This window comes from Mesorhizobium sp. 10J20-29, assembly GCF_054130485.1.
The window spans coordinates 1,656,531-1,675,764 of sequence record NZ_CP199156.1 but is presented as its reverse complement, the minus strand read 5'-3'; the positions used below and the strand labels follow the sequence as shown (position 1 = coordinate 1,675,764).

Below are 19,234 nucleotides of genomic sequence, written 5' to 3'. Positions count from 1 at the left end.
ACCCGCAAAATTACAATGGTTTATGGGCAAGTTCCCTGTGCACTGGAACAGGGAATTTAATCCGTCATAACAGGGAAAGAAATTTCCGGAACAGGCAATCTTTCAGGCGAAACAGGGCAACGGAACAATAGTCGGCGGTGGGCCAACATCGACTGGCTCACGTCACCTGAAAATGCAACGCGATCCGCCAAGGGATTGAATGTCAGCGTTCGAGGCGGGCCAGCACCTCACAAGTTTCCTGGACAAGGAGATCGGCAATGTCGCGAACGTACCCAATACCTTGATTCATGCCGGGCATTGGGCGAGCATTTGTACCTTGGGGATTTCGTGCGCCCACTGCGGCCAGCAACGATCCCGCGCCATTCTTGACACTTGGGTGCCGATGCCAACGGACGCAGTTCACGAGTTGATTTGGAGATGGGAAGACGATGACGTTGGGAAATCGATCGTCGAACGATTTTCTGCGCAGGTTCAGCGCTATCCAGACAGACTGGCGATCAAGTCAGCAGATGGTCTGAAGCTCACCTATCGCGAGCTCGACAAGCTGAGCAACACGGTCGCTCACGAGATCCTTGCCCGCGATAACAGCGATGCGCCCGTAGCGTTCTTGCTCGACCAGAGCTCTACCGCTGCAGTGACGATTTTGGGCATCCTGAAAGCTGCGAGAATTTTTGTGGCGCTGGACCCGTCCTGGGCGCCGCCGGAACTGAACCGCATTCTGGCCGACTGCCGGCCAGGCTTGGTTTTGACAGATAGCAAGCATTTTGATCGAGTGGGTCGATTGACCCATGGTTATCAGTGCGTCAATCTTGACGCGGTTGGCTCTGGTGCGCCTGACAGTCCGCTGGAATGCACAATCAAGCCAGACGATCTGGCCTACATTTACTACACGTCAGGTTCGACAGGCGCTGCCAAAGGCGTGTGCGACAGTCATCGGAACGTCCTTCACAACATCTATCGCTACACGAACAATCTGCATATTACCTGTCATGATCGTCTGTCGCTGATCCAGGCATGCGCCTTCAGTGGAACGGTATCATCCTTGTTTGGAGCCTTGCTAAACGGAGCATCCGCCTTCCCATTCGACCTGAAGGGGCTGGGCATGAAAAGGCTCGCAAGATGGGTCGACGATGAAAAGCTGACGATCTTTCACTCCGTCCCCATGATCTTTGAGCAGATGCTTGAGACCTCAGCAGACTTCACAGGGCTTCGATTGATACGTCTAGAGGGTGACCAGGCTTCGAGCCGACACATCGCGGCTTTCCAGCGGCGATTCGGCCCAAATTGTACCTTGGTCAACGGTCTTGGAACGACAGAGACAGGGATCGTTAGACAGTACTTTGTAGACCCAGGTACTGTCGTGCCGCCGGGTGCGGTTCCCATAGGTTACCCGGTCCGGGATATGGATATCAGGCTTCTCGATGACGAAGGAAGGGAGGTGCCCGGAGGGACGGTGGGGGAGATCAGCGTATGTAGCCGCTATCTTGCGGTAGGCTACTGGGGTAAGCCCGTGCTTACAGCTCAATCATTCCGGCAGGATGCCGAAGACAGCACGCGCAGGATCTACAGGACCGGAGATCTCGGACGGATGCTCCCCGGCGGTTGTCTGCAGTATCTGGGAAGGAAGGACTTCCGCATAAAACTGCGGGGAGAACGCATCGAAATAGCACAAGTTGAGGATGCGCTGCGTGCCTTGCCTGGTGTTCGCCAAGCGGCAGCCATGGTTCGGGAAGACAAGCCCGGCCGGCAACAGCTTGTGGCGTATGTAGTGGCATCAGAATGCCGTCCCGAGGTTCGAACTTTGCGCAAGTCTCTCCTAGCTAAACTGCACAGGACGATGGTGCCGACGCGCTTTGCATTTCTCGACGAACTGCCGCTGGACGACAACCAGAAGGTACGCAGAGACCGACTGCCTCCCCCGGTGAATTCGCCTCTCCCACGGAGGGCAAGCATTGCCGGCAGCAAACAGCAACGGTTGCTCCTGCGCTGTTTCATGGAGGTCCTCGAACAGTGCGACGTGGGATTGCACGACAACTTCTTCGATTTCGGCGGGGATTCTCTGCAGGCAGCAGAACTGGCTTTGCTCATCGAGAGGAGACTGCTGGTCCCTTGCCCTCCAGAGTTCCCGTTCGAGGTGGGGAGCGTCTTCGAGCTGGACCGACTAATGGGGTCGGCACGTCCCGTGACCCTTGCAACGACCCTTCAGGGCTCGGGCAACGCCATCCCACTGTTTATCATTCACCGATCACGCGGGTATCGGGATTTGGCCGAGATGCTGGCGCCGGATCACCCGGTAGTGGCCATTGAGAGAGCCACCTTCAATGATCTTCTCGGCAAAGACCGAGTGGTTGAAAGTTTGGCCAGAGGCTATGCCCTGGAAATAATGCGGATCCAGCGCAAGGGCCCCTACCAGCTTTGCGGCAACTGCTCTGAGGGCGTGGTCGCATTCGAGGTCGCGCGGCAGCTTATCGCGGCAGGCGGCGAGGTCTCCTTTCTTGGCTTGATTGACACAGCGTTCCCGGGTTCCAGGAACACGCCACGATCGGGGAAGGTTGGAGAGATGGCTCACGCCGCCCGTGGACTAAGCCGTCGACTTCGCGTTTTGCTACACCGTGGCGCGAGGATCTTGGCTCCGGATTCACCGGTGGTTACGGGTTTTCTGGATCGGCAGTTTCGCCGCGATTTCCAGCGTTACCGGCCTGTTCCGTTGACCATTCCAGCCACCTTGTTCTGCTTTGGGAAGCCGCACAATCATGTTGGCTGGGTTACCCTGTCCAATGGCCGCATTGAGGTCGTGTCTCTTCCTGAACCTCCGGGCGACAAGGTGCTTCCTTTGCCCCACATTATCGATCGCCCCCATGTCACAGGCTTGGCTGCTGAAATTCAAAAGAGGCTGTCTGCAAGCGGTTCGATGGATTAGAACTCGGACGAGGAATCCATCAGCTCAGTCAAGCGTGAGCGCCTTTCAGCCAAGCGCTCCCCCAGTGCGGGGCTAGGTTCTACAGTTTCAAGCGGCGCAATGGGCCTCCAAAGCGTTACAAGTTCCTCTCCGGCCCCCACACCTTCAAGCCGCGCGGCTCCTTTCGCGCGAGGTCGAGAATTTCCGTCTTCGTCTTGTTTTTCCAGCGGTTTGGAGACAACATCCCTAGGCATCGGGACATGGAACTTGTTCGGTTTGCCAGAACAGGCAAAACGTCCGGCGAAACAGGGTAGTGGATACGAGGCTCAAGGGTTCGCACGGCTCCACACGCAGCGCACGTTACCTCGGTGACCATGAGCCGGAGGCCACTCCTTCCTTTCTCTCGACCGCCTTCCGAAGCAGCTTTCATACAATTCGGAACAGATGCTGGGACAGTAGTTCGGCTTTGAGCGATCCGAACCGACCCGTCACCTCGGAGAAGCGTCTGATCTTGTCGTTCAGGACTGCTTCGTCGAGCGGTGGAAACTGCCTCATCAATAAATCGAATTTGCCTTCGCTGTAGTTCAGCTGTTCGTAGTCCAAGCTCGAGATACGCAAGGACGGGTAATTTTTCTTCAGATAAGCGCGCCTTCGGCGGCCACGCTTCGAGCGATAAAGCTTCAGAAATCGCTTCAACCACAATAGCTTCAACCGCGCCTGTGCCAAACTTTGCGTCGCTCCCCAGCGGACGGCCTCAATGCCTTCAAGTGTTCTGTATTCGCGCTCTGCCAGTTCCACGATGCGTTCACAAGACAGCGGTCCGTCGGTACTGACAACGTAATGCTGCAGTAGGTCGAGTTCATCCTGCGAGAGGCTTGCGCCGCGGTTCTTCCCGATCTCTATCAGGGCGACGATGATTTCTTCGGTGGTTGCACAAGCGCGTCCGAACGAATTTGCCAACCGGTTGTCGTAATCTGACGCCCATGGCAGAAAGTTGATCGTGGGAATGCCGGCGGCGGCGGCTTCAACTGCCGTGGTGCAGTTATTGTGCAGCAGGGCCCTGGCAGCTAGTAGCCAAGGCACTACGCCCCCTTCGAAAATGACATGAGCATTCGGAATCTCTCGCACCATAGCGACCCACGGTGTGTGATCTTCGTTCGGGTGGGGTCGAATGATGAGCGACATTGGAGAAATTGCCGCTGCCAGCGGCGGAATAAGCGCGAGCATCGCATTGAGCGTCGCCTGCTTGTTGGCAACAAAGCGATTGCTGAGGTCCTGCCCGCGCTTGTCCATTGCCCAAGCCGAGATTCGTACACCGCCGCCTTCGCGCGTTAGATTGTTGACGGTGGGAAAGTTGGTATTTAGCAAGATGTAGTCCCCGAAACGGGCTTTGATGCTGTCTATCTCCGATGCAAAAAAGCCGGCGATCTCGGGTCGAAGAAGGTCGAAACGCGGATTGCCGACAATGGCCTTCCCACCCTCAGCATCAATACCGTAGCGCTCCCACAGGTCGGAATTGTCCTTTCCCCAGCAAAGAATCTTAGACACGGAGTCGAACGCAAGCTTCGGGTGTTTTTTGATGAAAATCTCATCTGTTTGCCGAACCAACGCCTCTTCGTCGAGGACGAAGATTCGATGACCATGGTGGCGTATCCGGCGCACACGTTCCGCATCCTGGCGAGCATTGTGGATGATGAAGACGCCTTGGGCGAGCGACGAGAGGCGGTCTTGAAAGGCCGATTTGTACCCAATCCAAACTTTGTGGCCTCGCTCCCTCGCGACCAGTGCGAGCAGAAGCTTGGCGTCCAATTCTCGCGGTTGGCTGGTGACTGGCAGATAAATGCTTACCAAAGTATCCCTCGGCGATATGCAGCAGGCACCAGTCAGCTACGCCACAATAGCCATTCGGTTCAAGCGAGACGTACGATCGAGGCCCGCCGCCACTCCAGGTATGATGGTCGGATCACTCCGGCAAATTGTCGAACAGGCTCGCAACAATTCTGCCGTCCTCAAGAGCCGTGGCCCTATCGGATGTTCTAGCCGATGCCTCAGTGCGCTTGGGCGGGAGCCCGAAAACACAGATCCTCGTCATGGTCCAATTTGACCCGCTGGACGGAACCCGCAGGCCAAGCAAAAACAAGGGTCTGCACCTAGTGTAACTAGTAAGTTTCGTCGCCGTAGAACATGTAAGCTGGCGGCAAGACGCTGGTCGCCGGCCGCCAGATGGTCAGTTCGGTGGCCTGATGCCGATCAACCAAAAGTTCAACTGGAGCAGGCCTGCGAAGGGACTCGGGATCTGGCCGCATCTGCTGCGGGCACGGTGTGACTGGCCACTACCAGGTTTGGGCGGCAGACATTGCGTGTCTTCCGGTGCCCTCGAGGTTCCTCTACCTCATCGCCATCAAGGGACCGATCCGTTCGCAAGGTGCCAGCCCAGCGAATCTCGAACCACTGGACTAGGCGGTTCAAAGGTCAATGCGCCGGGCATCATAACCACCGATAAGGCATCGCAGCTCCCGTCGCTCGCATGGACTAACCGGATACGGCGTATCGTGTGCCCATTCTCGAGGATGGCAAAGGCGGTCTCGACAAAATCTCAGCCCAACGGCAGTTGCGGAGGCTCGGCCAGCAACAGGATCAACCGATCAGCAAGTGCAAGACGTAGCTAGATTTGCGGTGCAATCTGTCTTGCAACCGGGAGTGGCTTAGATCTGGTTTCACCTTGCGGCCACGAGTGAACCTTTCCAAATACCTGCTGACTGCTGAAAATAGCGGATGCATGCCTGGTTGGACTGATGACGATTGTGATCCTGATCGACATAATCGATCAGCGCGCTGATGGTCGCTACGTGGGTTTTGTCGGAATTGGGGCTGCGCGCGATCTTTCGGATCGATACGCCATTCAATGCGAGTTGCCCGGAAAGCCAGATGTCGTCAACTGTCCACAACAGATCAGGAATCTCGAAGGCAGCGGGCGTAAAGAATTCGGGGCGAACAAGGACCCCGCCGTAGCCATGGCAGATGTCCACCAGACCGTGACCGGGGTCAAGCAGCCGGTTCGTCCGGCGAAAGAAATAGCTATGTGTCCCCAAAGTCAAAATCTTCAGGGCCATGTAGGCTGGGCTGGCCTTGAACGCTCTGCGCATAGCGAGCCGCACGCATTCGCCGGCCTCTGCCATGCACTCCCCTGGGTAAAGGTCGCTCTCGTGCAGCAAATTGGCCGCCCATCCGGCATGATAGATTCGGTCGTCGTCACAATAAAGGATGCGCACGTCTTGGCCCATGAATCGCTCGACCGCCGGCAACACCTTCGTAGCAGGCCCATAGTCAAGCGGGCAGCGTCTGACCTCAACCCCCTCCGGCATTGCAGGGATCGTGAACTCGCCGAATTCCGAGCGACGGTAACTCTCCGGGATCCAGAGAATGACCGTATCGATATTTGCATTTTGGCGCAGGAGCGACTCCAAGGTCGGACCGACCTTGTCCATTCGAGGCGGGATGGTGGTGAGCGAGATAACGTTTCGCGACTTGGTCAGCGGCCGGTTCCTTTTTTAGCGCGGGTTCTCGTACGTTCCACTCAGCGATAAGCGACCCTCGCGCAAGAAAAAATTGGGCGCGACACGGGTAGAACAACATTCTGTCTCCCGAAGGACCCCACGCTGGTGACCTTCGTAGCGCCGTTTACAGCACAAGATTGTAAAGCGCCCTCAGCCTTCTTGTATGGGGAAGGCACCCAGCTCAAAACGATCTCAGTCCTTATGTGGCAAGGACCGTGAAAATTCGGTACTGTCCCTTGTCGTAAGCGCTGGGATCCCCATCAGAATGACTGAGGCAAAATGAGGTCTGTCGTAGATTGAATGACGCTTCCCAGATACCAGCTAGCGGTTTGGTTGTGGTCGCGGTTCTGACCTACAAGCGGAATGAGCTGCTTGACCGCCTGCTCGATTCTTACGCGGCGATGGAAAATCCGGTTTCATATCGTCACCTGCTCGTCGTCATCGACAATGATCCATTTGGGTCAGCGCGCCAGATCGTCGAGTTACGTCAGTCCGGCCCTTGCGATGTTCGCTACTTTCATGAAAGCCGACGCGGGATTCCGATCGCACGCAATCGGGCGCTCGATGAGGCGCTGTCCCTGAAGGCCGACGCCTTGTGCTTCATCGACGACGACGAACGCCCCGACCCCCTGTGGCTGAATCGGCTCATCACCTGTTGGCAAAAGACGGGCGCTCACCTTGTGGGGGGGCCGGTCGAAGTGGCAACCCCGCCCGACGTGGCAAGCGTCTGGCAACGTGCAATCAATGCGAGCCTCGCCGCACGCATGCGCCGCAAGAACCGGATGACTGCGCAGCGGGCGGCGACAGGTGGGCGTTACACCGTCGTGACGAACAATTGGCTCTGCGACCTCGGCTGGCAGCGGCGGTCCGGAGTGCGTTTTGACGAGAGAATGCTGATAAGCGGAGGCTCCGACACCGCCTTCTACCGGGCAGCAAGGGCTGCCGGGGCAAAGCCCGCATGGTGTTCTGACGCGATCGTCTACGAGACGATGGAGTTGGAACGGCTGTCACTCACCTATCAGTTCGTTCGTGGTGCAGCGCAGTCAAACACTCACTTCGTGATGAAGCGCCTCAATATATCTATTCCCCTGGCAACGGCGTCTTTGCTGTTCTTCGCGATCCGCCTTGTTCTGGCGCTATTTCTTTTGGTGATCCCCATTTTCGGCCTCGCCTCCCCTGTTATGGCTGTCCGTTCTCTAGGGTGGTCGGTCGGGCGAATGCAGGCTCTGTTCGGCCAGCGTTCCGCGCTCTACAAGTGACAATAGGCGCGTCGGCGATTTGGAGTTCGGATCGCCCTCGTAACACTTCGATCAGCGCTTGCGAGATTGCAAAGATCAGATGATCCGGTAGCCACGCCGCTCCATAAGCCATATGCTGATCTCTGACCGGACAAAAGCCAGTTGCTCGGGCGTGTATGGGTGAAGGTAGCGCTTCTCCGTATAATAGTTGAGATCGAAGCGTTCGGGGGTTTCATAGCCGGTTATTGACGTCGGCGCTGTGCGCCCCCCCAACCGGCGCATTTGATTGCCTGGGGTGACCAGCGCGGACGGCCGCCGCCGCAGCCTGACGACCCTCTCGATGCTGCGCACAGTTTCGGGATCGGCGATAAGATCCTCGTAGTTAAAACCCACGGCGCAGAAGCGCTTCTGATCCAGCGTCTCCAGATTCCAGTAAAGGAAGTTCCAGTACTGGAACGGGTTCGCAAATCTCATCTGCGGCGACCCGGCCAACTGGCTGTCAGAGATGACAATCGGGTTGACTAGGAAGGCGCTCCAGCCCTCGCTGCCGCTGATACTTATTCTGTCGCCGTGCGTCGATATGCGTTGATGGTAACGGTGCAGTGAGACAGCGAAAGCGTAGGGGTTCTTCACGATGTAGGCTAATGGAACGTCTGGGTAATCCAATGCCGAATTGTGGCTCAGCACCGGAATGCCTGAATGCTTCCAGCCAAAGGCATTGAAATCGGCGGAGACCAGGAAGTTTTGCTCAAGCAGGTATTTTAGGAAATTGGTTCCGCTGCGAAGTGCGCCGACTACGGCGATCTTGCGCAGGTTCCCTACTGGAGAGCGGATCCCGGAACGCGAAAGCAGCATGCTGCGAAGAATGCGGATCATCGCCTCGACGTTCCCGACGCTGGCCTTTCATAGCCGAATTCCTTTGCATCGGTTGCGTAGAGTCGCCCTACCTCGACTACGGTGTCCTCGTCATAAAAATCGTTCCAGTTTTCGAATCTGTCGCGACGGTCGCGCACCAGCCTTGCCTGACAGCGTCGGAGAAGTGACCTCGGCCGCACCGGCATGCGACTACCACTGCGATTCGCGTGAGGCAGGTCCGAGACTAAGTTGCTGGCGGCAGCAACCCGGCTGAAATCCTCGGCCAATGTCTCGAACCGCAGGACTTCATGGCACAGCAAACGCCCATCCTCCATCACGAAGTTGGACTGCGGGCGAACGAACCAGAATGAGCCCCCCCAGCCGCGATGCGCAAACTGCTGCGGCAACCAATCAAGTACAAACGAGCGGAATGGCATGTTCAGGTTCAGGTGTCTGTAGAGCGAGACCGCACGCGACCAAGGATTGCGCACCACGGCGAAGCGAAAATAGGCATCAAATGCTTCTTGGGTTAGGTGTCCGAAACGCACATAGTCGCCAGCGAGCAAATGGGCGAGACGAGGCGGCCCCCTTTCCGGTTGATCATTGGCGCGCAGGAGCAGCAGCGCGCGTGTCTCCCAGCTCATCCCGAGGTCTTTCAGATAGGCCAGCTCGACGCTCTGGCCAGCACATTTGGGAATATGGATGAAGATCGTCCTGTGATGATGAGAAAGCATATCAGGGGATTACCTCTTTGCGCACGTTCTCATGCAGGGTCGTCCTATCCGTCACCAACTGCTCGATATGCTTGCGGCCGTCCAGTGCACGAGCGATCCCTGCTCCTCCAGAATGGCTACGTCTTGCAGGAACGGGCGCAACGCTTCGAAACGGTCGGCGACGCAAACGAAGCGATAGGGTGGCCGGATTGAACCATCGGCCTGTAGCGCGATGAGCTGCTCCGGCGATCGGACCTTGTAGAAAGGACGCCCGGCACTTGCATAGATCGAAACTGCGCCGGTATAAACACGCGCCCCGCCATCCCCCTTGCCGCAGACCAACAGCGTCTCATCGGGCCGAAGCGCAGCACCGACACGTCGCAGCACCGGCTCGAATTCCGCTTGGTCATTCTCCAGAATTCCGAGCTGTCCTGCAGTCTTGAAAGGCCCTACGCTTGCAACACAAACCAAAGCGACGATAGCCGTCTGCCATCGGCAGCCACGCGCAGCCGCGAGAATGATAGCCGCAAAACCCGAGATAAGTAGTGGTACAAACAGCAAGGAGTAACGCGGCGAGACGATGCCGGATGCACCGGCGGTTACCATTGCGTAGAGCACAATCATGGCGGGGAGACTGACTAGCTCCATGCGCCGCAACCGCCAGGGCAGCCACAGAACCGCCGCCATGGCAGGAAGGCGCAGTATGGGTTCTCCGGCAATTAGCAGAGAGTAGAGAGAAGGACGCTTCTCCCAGTCTTCTCCGAAGGGCGAGAACCGCTCGATCATTTGGCTCATGAAGGCCTGTTGAAAGGATACTTGACCGTACCGGAACCACTGCAGGGCCGGCCAACCCAGCACGAGAACAAATCCTATCGCCATAGCGAAGATAAAATGCTTGCTGATCAAGGAGCGCCGGAGGGGTAGGCCGTGGCATCTACGTGTGAGCGCTATCCCGGCAATGGCCATCCCCGAAAAGCCCACGGCAATAGGGGCCTTCTGCAGCGCACCTGCGCCGCACGCGATGGCCACAAGATACCACCATCTGGGCTGACGAACCGCGGCAAACGTGGCAACCAGCGCCAACGTGGCAAAGAAGGTCGCACCACTGTCGAGCATGGCCGATATGGCCGCCTCCCAGAACCGCTTCGAGCTCGCCAACAGCAGAACTGCTGCCGGAAAGACCCACGGATTTGCCGGGAGGATCATCCACGCGAATGTACCAACAAGGGCGAGAGTCGCGATTGCGAAGACAAAGGATGCCAACCGAAGTGACAGCTCCGGATCGAAGCCTCGTTCGAGCAGCCAAGCGCCGATCCAATATTGCAATGGCGGCTTCTTGAAAGTCGGGATGTTTTCCGAATAGACGGTCAGCCAGTCGTCCCGCAGCGTGAAGGAATGGCTTCGGTCAAGCGTCAGATACTCATCCGTATGCTGCAGCGATCCGACCGGCAATAGCTGGCTATAATAGACTGCCAAAATCAAGATCAGCGCGACTGCGACCCCAAGAGGCGCCAAAATGCGGTCTCGCCTATGATTCATTCTTTCGGCTGCGTCGTGCCCTATGGTCAATCGCACGCCCCTCTCCGCTTATGAGCAATGACCGTTGCCAGGCCGGCCTTGTGCGCGGCTGCCGTCTCGATCCTCAGAGCGCTAGTCATTTAGAACCATTTCCATGAAAGCCGCGAGCTGGCCGTTCTTGTAAAGCTCGTGCAACAGATTGTGTTGCGGAAAGCGTGGTTCCGGATAGAGGGAGACGGTTGGAAAAATGCTCCTAAGTTGGTTGGCGGCATCCGCGTCCCGCGCATTGGCTCCAAACGTCGCTAGAATTTTGGTATGTTGGCTGGCCGTAGTTGCGGCCAGTCTCTTCAATCTTGCTGCGAGTTCCAGGCTGCGCGCCGGGCTGGCGGATCCCACCGTGATGGCCTTTGACCATCCAAGGTCGACCGCGGTATGGATCGCCGGTAGGCCTCCTCCGCTCGTGCCAAAAGAAACGGTGCGTGGGAAATTTGTATCTGCCACGAAGCGGCGGGCGAACTCCACGATTTCCTCGAGGGTTGAGCCCGCTCCCTCAGCGCCTTGGGAGAACATCGAGCGTTTCCGATCACAGAGAAGCAGGAGGTCAAACTTGCCCGGATCAATGCAGTTCAAAATGCGGTAGGTGGGGATCATCAGTCGCATCTGATTGCCCGAAAAACCCACTATCAGCGTTTTTTCAGAAACATCGGCAGCCCCGTTCGAGTAATGGATGATGTCGTTCGATATGACAGTGCGCTTCCACTGACTAGCGGCGGGCGCCGCGGCAATCTCGCGAGCAAGCTGTCGCCTCCAGCGTTCCTGCCTGAGCCTCAGGCCGATTGAGGCCACGATCCCTGTGCTGCGAGCGCGTCCCGGTTGCCCATGTCGGGTCTGGTCCAGAAGCTGAGAGAGTTCGGATGGAGTACCATACAGCGTCATGGCATCCTGGAGCATCCGGAGTTCGTTCGGCGAACTTACGTCTTCCAGCCGGTCCACCAGAAGGCGTGAATCGTTCTCGATCCCCACGCTGCCAGCCTTGACCGCCGACAAGATCGACGCAACTCCCTTAACCCGGGGGGTATCCGAATCTGCACCGGCTGTTTGGCCTTTCAGGCTGAGTCCGGAATCGACTAGCGCTTTTGCCAGGCCGGCCACCGTCGAAGCGTTCGCTAGCGCTTCCTTCGGAATCACCCCGTCAAGGGATGCCTCCAGCGCCATCCAAATACGCACACTAGAAAGGGAATCGCCACCGAGTGCAGAAAAGTCGTCATAGATCCCGACGAGACCGGCGCTGAGTTCTTCTGACCACAGATTTGCAATGAAAGCCTCGAGGTCGTTGCGTGGGGCCACATGCCCAACTTCTGCGTGGGCTTTCTCAGTGGTGCCGGCAAGTGCTAAACGGTCGATCTTGCCAACCGGATTGCGCGGGAGCCGGTCCAGTACGACGATCCGGCTCGGCACCTTAAATGAGGAAAGTTGGGTGCCGAGGTACTTCTGCAATTCTTCCGTCGTGACAGGATGCTTAAGCACAACGCCGACGGCCACGTCTTCGCCCAGAGTCCTGTGCTTGACGGCGAATGACGCGGCCTCCGCGACAGCCGGATGCGACAGCAGAACGTCGTCGATTTCTTGCGGGTTTATCTTTTCGCCACCGCGGTTGATCATCTGCTTGATGCGACCGGTCAGGAACAGGTCGCCATCGGCATCAAAGTAGCCGATATCTCCTGTAAGGAACCAGCCGTCACGGAACGCCGATCGATTAGCCGCATCGTCGTTTTCGTATCCGTGAAAGACGTTGGCGCCGCGCACGGCGACCTCTCCGTGGCGCGGTTTTTCCGGGGCGGCGGGTTCGAAGATCCTGATTTCTGCGCCGCACGAACGGCCGACCGACCCCGGCTTGCGGATCGCCGGCGGCAAGGCTGTAGATGCAATCAGCGGTCCGGCCTCGGTCATCCCAAATGTTTGAATGACGGGAGCACCTAGCAATTCTTCGACATCGCGCATCAGGGCAGGCGGTAGTGGGGCGGCGACAGACCGGACAAAGCGCAACGTGTTTGGCCGCAACGCAGCGCCATTTCGGGAAGCCTGATTCAGAAGTTCATTTAGCGTCGTCGGCACCGCCTGAAACCATGTCGGCTTCTGGGCGGGCAGCAAGTCGAAGAAGGAGCGAGCATTGAACCCTGACGTGGATATGATGCATCCACCAGATAAGAGCGGCGCGAGTGACAGGTCCACCAGCCCGCCAACGTGATACTGCTCCCACATCGACAGACACCGATCCGCTGTGCCAAGGCTCAGCGAAAGGCAAACATCTCTAGCGGATGTGCATACGTTCATGTGCGTCAAGGGGACGAGCTTTGGCCTACCGGTGGACCCGGACGTCATAAGCACAAGCGCGATGTCGTCACTCTTGGGCGGAGAGACGAACGCCGACAAACCTTCAAAGCCGCCCAGTTGGCCTCGCTCGGACAAACGCAGTAGAGGGATGCCCCGCTTTTCGGCAATCGAGACCGCTGGTCCGTCATCTTCCGAGTTGACCAGCAAGGCATCGATGCCGGCATTCTCGAAATACATGTCGAATTCCGCAGCTGTGCTGGCAGAGTTGAAAGGCGCGGCTTCCCCTACAATCGTTATCCCCAGAAGGGCTATCGTCATGCTCGAGCCGTTCGGAAGAACGATCCCGACCCGGGGCCGGCGACCTCTTCTTTTCAGTCTCGCCGACAGGAGGCTTGCCCCGATACTCGACGCTCTCCGGTGTAGTTCTGAATAGGTGACTGTTTCGCCGGCCTCGGTTTCGATGGCCGACAGATCGCCATGCAATTCCGCCCTGCTGCGGAGCAGCGTGGCTATGTCTTGGATGATCTCCTGCACGCTTGAAGACTGGTCCTATGTCAATTCGGTTGAGTTTCCCGCATAACTGTCCGGAGGATGGCAGGCTAGCGATGCTCCGCACACGATTCCCATTTACGTCGCGTCTAAATTGCCGGATCGGGCGCGTTCCATCAAACAGTAATCCAAGCGCGGACTTGAAGTCCGTTTATATGCATCCGCCCAATGCTTGCGTGGATTCGGTGTCCAAGCGGACCGTGATTCGGTTTGATGTAATCTAAGATGAAGCGGCCGGGCTCCGCAAAAGACGACGGTTTGCGAATTGCCGACGCTATAAGCAGCAACACGATTGAATGGGCCTTGACCGTCCTTCCGCCGATTTCCAGCCGATCACGAGCTACTCGACCCTAATGCTTTCCCGGACGCTCATAGCGTAGGCACTCTTGAACCGCAGAGCCTATCAGTCTGGGATATGATGTGCTCCGCTGAAGATTGTCTGGGATCACGTAGCGCTGATCCAGGCGGATCTGTCTGGTTCCCCAATATGAAATATAGAGCGAAAGGTCTCGTTGCGTTTCGTTAGATCACCGTAAGTGCCGGAATCGATGACCCTACCTTTGTCGAGAACGATGATCCGGTCAAAGGTTCGAATGGTGGAAAGCCGATGAGCGATGCATATCACTGTCCGTTCGAAATTGTTCTTCTGCGAAGCCGACATGACGACGCGCTCGCTTTCACCATCCAATGCTGAGGTCGCTTCGTCGTAAACTAGGATCGGCGCATCTTTGACAATGGCTCGGGCTATCGAAACCCTTTGCCGCTGCCCGCCCGATAGAAATGAGCCGTTTGGGCCAACTGGAGTATCCAGCCCCAGCGGCAGTTGTTCGCTGAAGGCGGTCACATGAGCGTCTTCCGCTGCCTGCTCTATCCTGGCGCGATCGGCTTTGGGATCGCCGTCCCGGATGTTTTCGCGGATGGTACCGCCGAAAAGGAAGACGTCCTGGGCGATGAGCGAAATCCCGCGGCGAAGCGAATCGTAACGCAGCCTCGTGATGTCATGACCGTCAATCATGATTGCGCCACTGTCAGGGGTGAGAAATCCAAGCATCAGGTTGATTGCGGTGGTTTTTCCAGAACCTGAACGGCCGACGATCGCTACCCGTTCGCCGCTCTGGATGCGGAACGACACATCGTGCAGCGCCGATTCGCCGGGATTGTAGAAGAACGATACATTTCTGAACTCAATGCTGCCCTTACTGATCTGAACGGCACCGGCGGACTGTGTCGCAGTGTCTGCCTCGCTACCGGGCCGGTCCAGTAGTTGATAGAGTCTGTCGACAGCAACTAATTGCTTCTGTAAATCGACATTGACGCCCGCGATCCGCTTGGCCGGTTCATATGCGAATATGAACGCCGTGATGAACGCCATGTATTCGCCCGGGGTCCGTTCGTTGCCCAAGGTTTGCCAACTCGCATAGAGGACGAAAAGGCCGATCACGACGCCGCCGAGCGTCTCCATGATGGGGCTGGTTAGGGCCGTCACACGGTTGATTTTCAGACTACTCCGCTCAAGCGCTATCACGGATTTGCGGAATGCGTGTTGCGCTCTTTCCTCCAAACCGAAGGACTTTATCACCTTGATTCCCGCTATAACTTCCGTTGCCACCGCAGAGACTTGAGCGTTGAGCTGCACCTGTTGGTTGGCGAGTTTCTTTAGCCGCTTGACTACGAAGCTGAGCGCAAGGATGACGACCGGCAGTATGACAATGGTGCAGAGCGACATCATCGGATCTTGCGAAATCATTACGCCAACCAGAAAAACAAGCGTCAACAAATCACGGATGAGGTTGTTGGTCAGGGTCAGCACCGCGCTGGCGGCCCCTCGCGCGGCATAAAGAAGGTCCGATACAAACTCCGTTGAATGTCGAGTTCCAAAGAAGCGCAACTCAGACGAAACTAGTTTCGAGAATTGCCGCACCTGAAAGTCGGTTACGAGCGTACGACGGATATGGCCAACCGTAATGGTCTGGAAGTATGTCGCGAGCCCTTTTATGAAGGACAGGGCCACAATGGCGGCGGCTATCAGCAGCACCTGTCCTGAATTGCGGTTCACGAAAATGTTGTTGACGATATAGCGCATGGCCAGTGCGAGCCCAGAAGTTGAGCTCGCGAGGGCGAGTACGCAAATCAGCGAAAGGATATACATATTAAGGTTTGGCGGAATGGATTCCCGCACGACCCGCTTCCCTAGCTCGAGCGCCCGGCCAGTTTCGACACGCTCTTTCCTCCACTTTCGACTCATGACGTTGGATATCCAAACCTAGCAGCGTTTCGTACCAATTGTTTCAATCTGTCGGAGAACCCTTGGCGCGTGGAAGTGACTACCTTGAGATATCTGACATCTTTCCTAGGGAGCCGAGGCGCCCAAAAATAGCGGTTCATGTCATTCACCACAACTATCCAAGTCTTGCGGATCGTCGCTGGACCCAACCCAGATAGAAACGACCAGCGAGACAGATCAGGCAATATAGGCTGTCCGACCGGGCCGAGCACGTCGGGATGTACCGCCGTTTCCTCGGCATTCAGGAATTCTGGACTTCCGTATGGACTGCCGCTAGGTGGTTCGGAGTTCGTCTCCGAGGAATTTGAATGTACAGCATCAGGATCGTCGGCGCAGGCTCGATCGGCAATCATCTGGCGCATGCTGCCCGGTCGCGCGATTGGCGCGTAACGCTGACCGATGTTGACCCGGCGGCTCTCGATCGGACCCGCGACCAGATCTATCCGGCCCGCTACGGTGCATGGGATACTGCTATCCGTCTGAAGCTGTCCCGCGATGCAGTCGATGACTACGCAGACGTCGTGTTCATAGGCACTCCGCCCGACACCCACGTCGCCTTGGCGATCGAGACGCTCGGACATGCGAAGCCGAAGGTTCTGCTCATCGAAAAGCCGCTGGCCGGCCCAGGTTTGGCCCGCTGCGATGAGCTCTTTAGGGCCACTCAGGACGCTGGGGTCTTTTGTGCTGTTGGCTACAACCACTGCCTGGGCAAGAACACGATCGAAGCAGAAAAGCTTGTCCGGAGCGGACGGTTGGGCAGCGTTATCACGATCTCCGCCCGCACACGTGAGCACTGGCAAGGGATTTTCAACGCGCATCCCTGGCTTTCCGGCCCAGCCGATTCATATCTCGGATTTTCCGTGCGTGGCGGCGGCGCAACGGGGGAACACTCCCACGCCATCAACATCTGGCAGCATTTTGCGCATCTGACAGGCGCTGGGCGGGTCGTTGAAGTCTCGGCGGCGCTCGACCGCGTCACTGCAAACGGTCTGGACTACGACCGCGCCGCCTTCATCACCCTCAAGACCGACACGGGTTTCGTCGGCGATGTGGTGCAGGATGTCGTCACGGCGCCTGCCGACAAGTCCGCCCGGCTGCAGGGTGACAAGGGCTTTCTCGAATGGAAGGTGAATGCCGCTCCCGGCAAGGACAAGGTGGCTTTCGGCACAATGGACGGCGCGACCGAGGAAATTCTGATAGACAAGTCCAGGCCGGACGACTTTATCGCTGAAATCGACCACCTGGCGGACGTCATGGCCGGCAATCTCCAGATCTCGCCCATCTCGCTTGAACGCGGCCTCGACACTATGATGGTAATCGCTGCAGTTTACCGATCGCATCAACTCGGTCGACGCGTGCAGATCGACTGGTCACGCGGCTATTTGCCCGAAGCCATGGATTGAAAGCCCTGTCAATGCGGAACGCATTCTCTTTCGAAAATCTTTTCGTCTACGATCTCGCAAACAATCATCAGGGCGATGTCGACCACGCGGCAAACATAGTTCGCGAGATCGGCAAGGCGAGCAACGCTGCCGGCGTGCGTGGAGCGCTGAAGTTCCAGTTTAGGCAACTCGACACGTTCATCCATCCGGATTTCAAGAATCGAACCGACCACAAATACGTCAAGCGGTTCACCGAGACACGGCTGTCGATGGACGAATTTCGCGATCTCGTGCCGATCGTGAGACAGGCGGGACTGCTGACCATGAGCACCCCTTTTGACGAAGAATCGGTCGACATAATCTGCGACATGGATCTCGACGTCATCAAGATCGCCAGTTGTTCGGCCGACGATCGCCCCCTTCTCGAGAAGGTCGCCCGCGTTAACAAGCCCGTCGTGATCTCGACCGCCGGGCTGCGCATCGACGACATCGACTGGCTGGTGAACTTCATGCAATTTGAGCGGGTGAACTTTTCCCTCATGCATTGCGTGGCGCTCTATCCGACGCCGGACGACAAGCTGCAGCTAGATCAGATCCGCCAGATGAAGGAACGCTACCGCGGCATCGAGATTGGCTGGTCGACGCATGAATCGCCCGACAATCTGAACGCAATCCAGATCGCCTATGCGTTGGGAGCCCGCATGTTTGAGCGGCATGTCGGCCTCAATACGGAAAAGTACAATCTTAACGCCTATTCATCGACCCCTTCGCAGGTCGAAAGCTGGCTGGGCGCTTTCAACAGCGCCCGCGCCATGTTGGGCGCAAGAGAACGCGCGCCGGCCCGGCCCGACGAGCACCAGACCCTGGCCGAACTGAAGCGCGGTGTTTTCGCGCGGCACGACATCAAGGCAGGCGACGTGCTGAAGGCCGCCGATGTCTTCTTCGCGATGCCGTATAGCGACGGCTCTATGACATCGGGCGGCTTCCGCATCGGCATGATAGCGGACCGCGACTATGCCGCGAATGAGGGACTGTCGACGGCAATTGTGCCACACGGGATGTCGGACGACCAGATCGTCTATCAGATCATGCTGCAGGTGCGCGGCCTGCTGAACATGGCCGGCATCTACATCAACGAAGCTGCGACCATTGAAATTTCGCATCACTACGGTCTGCACCGTTTTCGCGAGTTCGGCGCCGTCCTGATCACCTGCATCAACCGTGACTACGCCAAGAAGCTGGTAATCCAGTTGCCGCGGCAGAAGCATCCATATCACTTCCACAAGCGCAAGGAAGAGACCTTCCAGCTGCTTGCCGGCGATGTCGAGATCATCAAGGAAGGTCACCGCTTTGCTCTCGAGCTGGGCGACACCCTGCTCGTCGAACCGGGCGAGTGGCACAAGTTCCACACCTTGGAAGGGTGCGTTTTCGAAGAAGTCTCCTCGACCAGCTATGCCGACGACTCTTTCTACGAGGATCCGTCAATCGCGAGCTTGCCTCGCGCCGAGCGCAAGACCAAGGTCGATCACTGGCTTACCTATTTCCGTGACCGGCATAGAGTTTGACGTCCTCGTGTTCGACTTCGACGACACGCTGGTCCAATTGGCACGTGTGAAGCTTCAGGCATTCTCCGAGATCTTTCCGCCAGGCTGCGAGACGGCGGTAGCGTCTGTCCTGTCACGTGATCCGGACGGCTCGCGTTACGCCGTCATCCCCGCCATGCTCGCTGCGACTGCGGCCAATGATATCGACACATCCGGAATCACCGCCGAAGGCCTGATCAAGGCCTATGCCGCGCGCGTCGCGGCCGGCATGAGCGATGCGGGCGATGTGCCAGAGGCGGCGGGCGCGTTGCAATAGGCGTCGGAAAATGCCTCTGTCTATACCGTTTCGATGACATCGCGA

Annotated in this window: 12 protein-coding genes; 5 read left to right on the top strand and 7 right to left on the bottom strand. The window is 57.4% G+C overall.

Translation table 11 applies throughout. The features are described from left to right. Positions 1–199 precede the first annotated feature (199 nt). Positions 200–2,920 (top strand): AMP-binding protein, encoded by a 2,721-nt coding sequence (locus ACT2BZ_RS08000; RefSeq protein WP_457940352.1) that lies wholly within the window; start codon positions 200–202, stop codon positions 2,918–2,920. Between the two features lie 405 nt (positions 2,921–3,325). On the opposite strand, the gene ACT2BZ_RS07995 is transcribed toward ACT2BZ_RS08000, so the two are convergent. Beyond that, positions 3,326–4,750, bottom strand: coding sequence for a surface carbohydrate biosynthesis protein (locus ACT2BZ_RS07995; RefSeq protein ID WP_457940351.1), 1,425 nt, complete (start codon positions 4,748–4,750; stop codon positions 3,326–3,328). Positions 4,751–5,616: 866 nt separating this feature from the next. Next, on the bottom strand, positions 5,617–6,387 hold the full coding sequence (locus ACT2BZ_RS07990; protein ID WP_457940350.1) for a hypothetical protein: 771 nt from the start codon (positions 6,385–6,387) through the stop codon (positions 5,617–5,619). A gap of 365 nt (positions 6,388–6,752) precedes the next feature. On the opposite strand from ACT2BZ_RS07990, the gene ACT2BZ_RS07985 reads away from it, so the two are divergent. Next, positions 6,753–7,715, top strand: a complete 963-nt coding sequence (locus tag ACT2BZ_RS07985; protein WP_457940349.1) for a glycosyltransferase family 2 protein — start codon at positions 6,753–6,755, stop codon at positions 7,713–7,715. A gap of 75 nt (positions 7,716–7,790) precedes the next feature. Here the strand turns inward: ACT2BZ_RS07985 and ACT2BZ_RS07980 are convergent, their stop codons facing one another. The 5 genes from ACT2BZ_RS07980 to ACT2BZ_RS07960 form a co-directional block, all read right to left on the bottom strand. Continuing rightward, positions 7,791–8,570, bottom strand: a complete 780-nt coding sequence (locus ACT2BZ_RS07980; RefSeq protein WP_457940347.1) for a hypothetical protein — start codon at positions 8,568–8,570, stop codon at positions 7,791–7,793. After that, complete coding sequence (locus ACT2BZ_RS07975; protein WP_457940346.1) at positions 8,567–9,283, bottom strand: sulfotransferase family 2 domain-containing protein; 717 nt, start codon at positions 9,281–9,283, stop codon at positions 8,567–8,569. Before ACT2BZ_RS07975 ends, ACT2BZ_RS07980 begins: the two co-directional genes overlap by 4 nt. A 51-nt stretch (positions 9,284–9,334) precedes the next feature. Continuing rightward, positions 9,335–10,837, bottom strand: coding sequence for an ArnT family glycosyltransferase (locus tag ACT2BZ_RS07970; RefSeq protein ID WP_457940344.1), 1,503 nt, complete (start codon positions 10,835–10,837; stop codon positions 9,335–9,337). 75 nt (positions 10,838–10,912) lie between these two features. Then, positions 10,913–13,648: a non-ribosomal peptide synthetase gene (locus ACT2BZ_RS07965; RefSeq protein WP_457940343.1), complete on the bottom strand. Its 2,736-nt coding sequence runs from the start codon at positions 13,646–13,648 to the stop codon at positions 10,913–10,915. A 460-nt stretch (positions 13,649–14,108) separates the two neighbouring features. Next, the gene (locus ACT2BZ_RS07960) at positions 14,109–15,842 is read right to left on the bottom strand and encodes an ABC transporter ATP-binding protein (RefSeq protein WP_457940342.1); all 1,734 of its coding nucleotides are present in this window, start codon (positions 15,840–15,842) and stop codon (positions 14,109–14,111) included. 413 nt (positions 15,843–16,255) lie between these two features. On the opposite strand from ACT2BZ_RS07960, the gene ACT2BZ_RS07955 reads away from it, so the two are divergent. The 3 genes from ACT2BZ_RS07955 to ACT2BZ_RS07945 are packed head-to-tail and all read left to right on the top strand — an operon-like array spanning position 16,256 to position 19,189. Further along, the gene (locus ACT2BZ_RS07955; RefSeq protein WP_457940341.1) at positions 16,256–17,350 is read left to right on the top strand and encodes a Gfo/Idh/MocA family protein; all 1,095 of its coding nucleotides are present in this window, start codon (positions 16,256–16,258) and stop codon (positions 17,348–17,350) included. Positions 17,351–17,361: 11 nt separating this feature from the next. Continuing rightward, positions 17,362–18,894: an N-acetylneuraminate synthase family protein gene (locus tag ACT2BZ_RS07950; RefSeq protein ID WP_457940340.1), complete on the top strand. Its 1,533-nt coding sequence runs from the start codon at positions 17,362–17,364 to the stop codon at positions 18,892–18,894. After that, a complete protein-coding gene (locus ACT2BZ_RS07945) occupies positions 18,875–19,189 on the top strand; it encodes a hypothetical protein (protein WP_457940339.1) in 315 nt (104 codons plus the stop codon). Before ACT2BZ_RS07950 ends, ACT2BZ_RS07945 begins: the two co-directional genes overlap by 20 nt. Positions 19,190–19,234: the final 45 nt, after the last annotated feature.

Coding starts and splice junctions, on each gene's coding strand:
- ACT2BZ_RS08000 (WP_457940352.1), top strand. CDS start 200: ATGTCAGCGTTCGAGGCGGGCCAGCACCTCACAAGTTTCCTGGACAAG.
- ACT2BZ_RS07990 (WP_457940350.1), bottom strand. CDS start 6,387: ATGGACAAGGTCGGTCCGACCTTGGAGTCGCTCCTGCGCCAAAATGCA.
- ACT2BZ_RS07980 (WP_457940347.1), bottom strand. CDS start 8,570: ATGATCCGCATTCTTCGCAGCATGCTGCTTTCGCGTTCCGGGATCCGC.
- ACT2BZ_RS07975 (WP_457940346.1), bottom strand. CDS start 9,283: ATGCTTTCTCATCATCACAGGACGATCTTCATCCATATTCCCAAATGT.
- ACT2BZ_RS07955 (WP_457940341.1), top strand. CDS start 16,256: ATGTACAGCATCAGGATCGTCGGCGCAGGCTCGATCGGCAATCATCTG.
- ACT2BZ_RS07950 (WP_457940340.1), top strand. CDS start 17,362: ATGCGGAACGCATTCTCTTTCGAAAATCTTTTCGTCTACGATCTCGCA.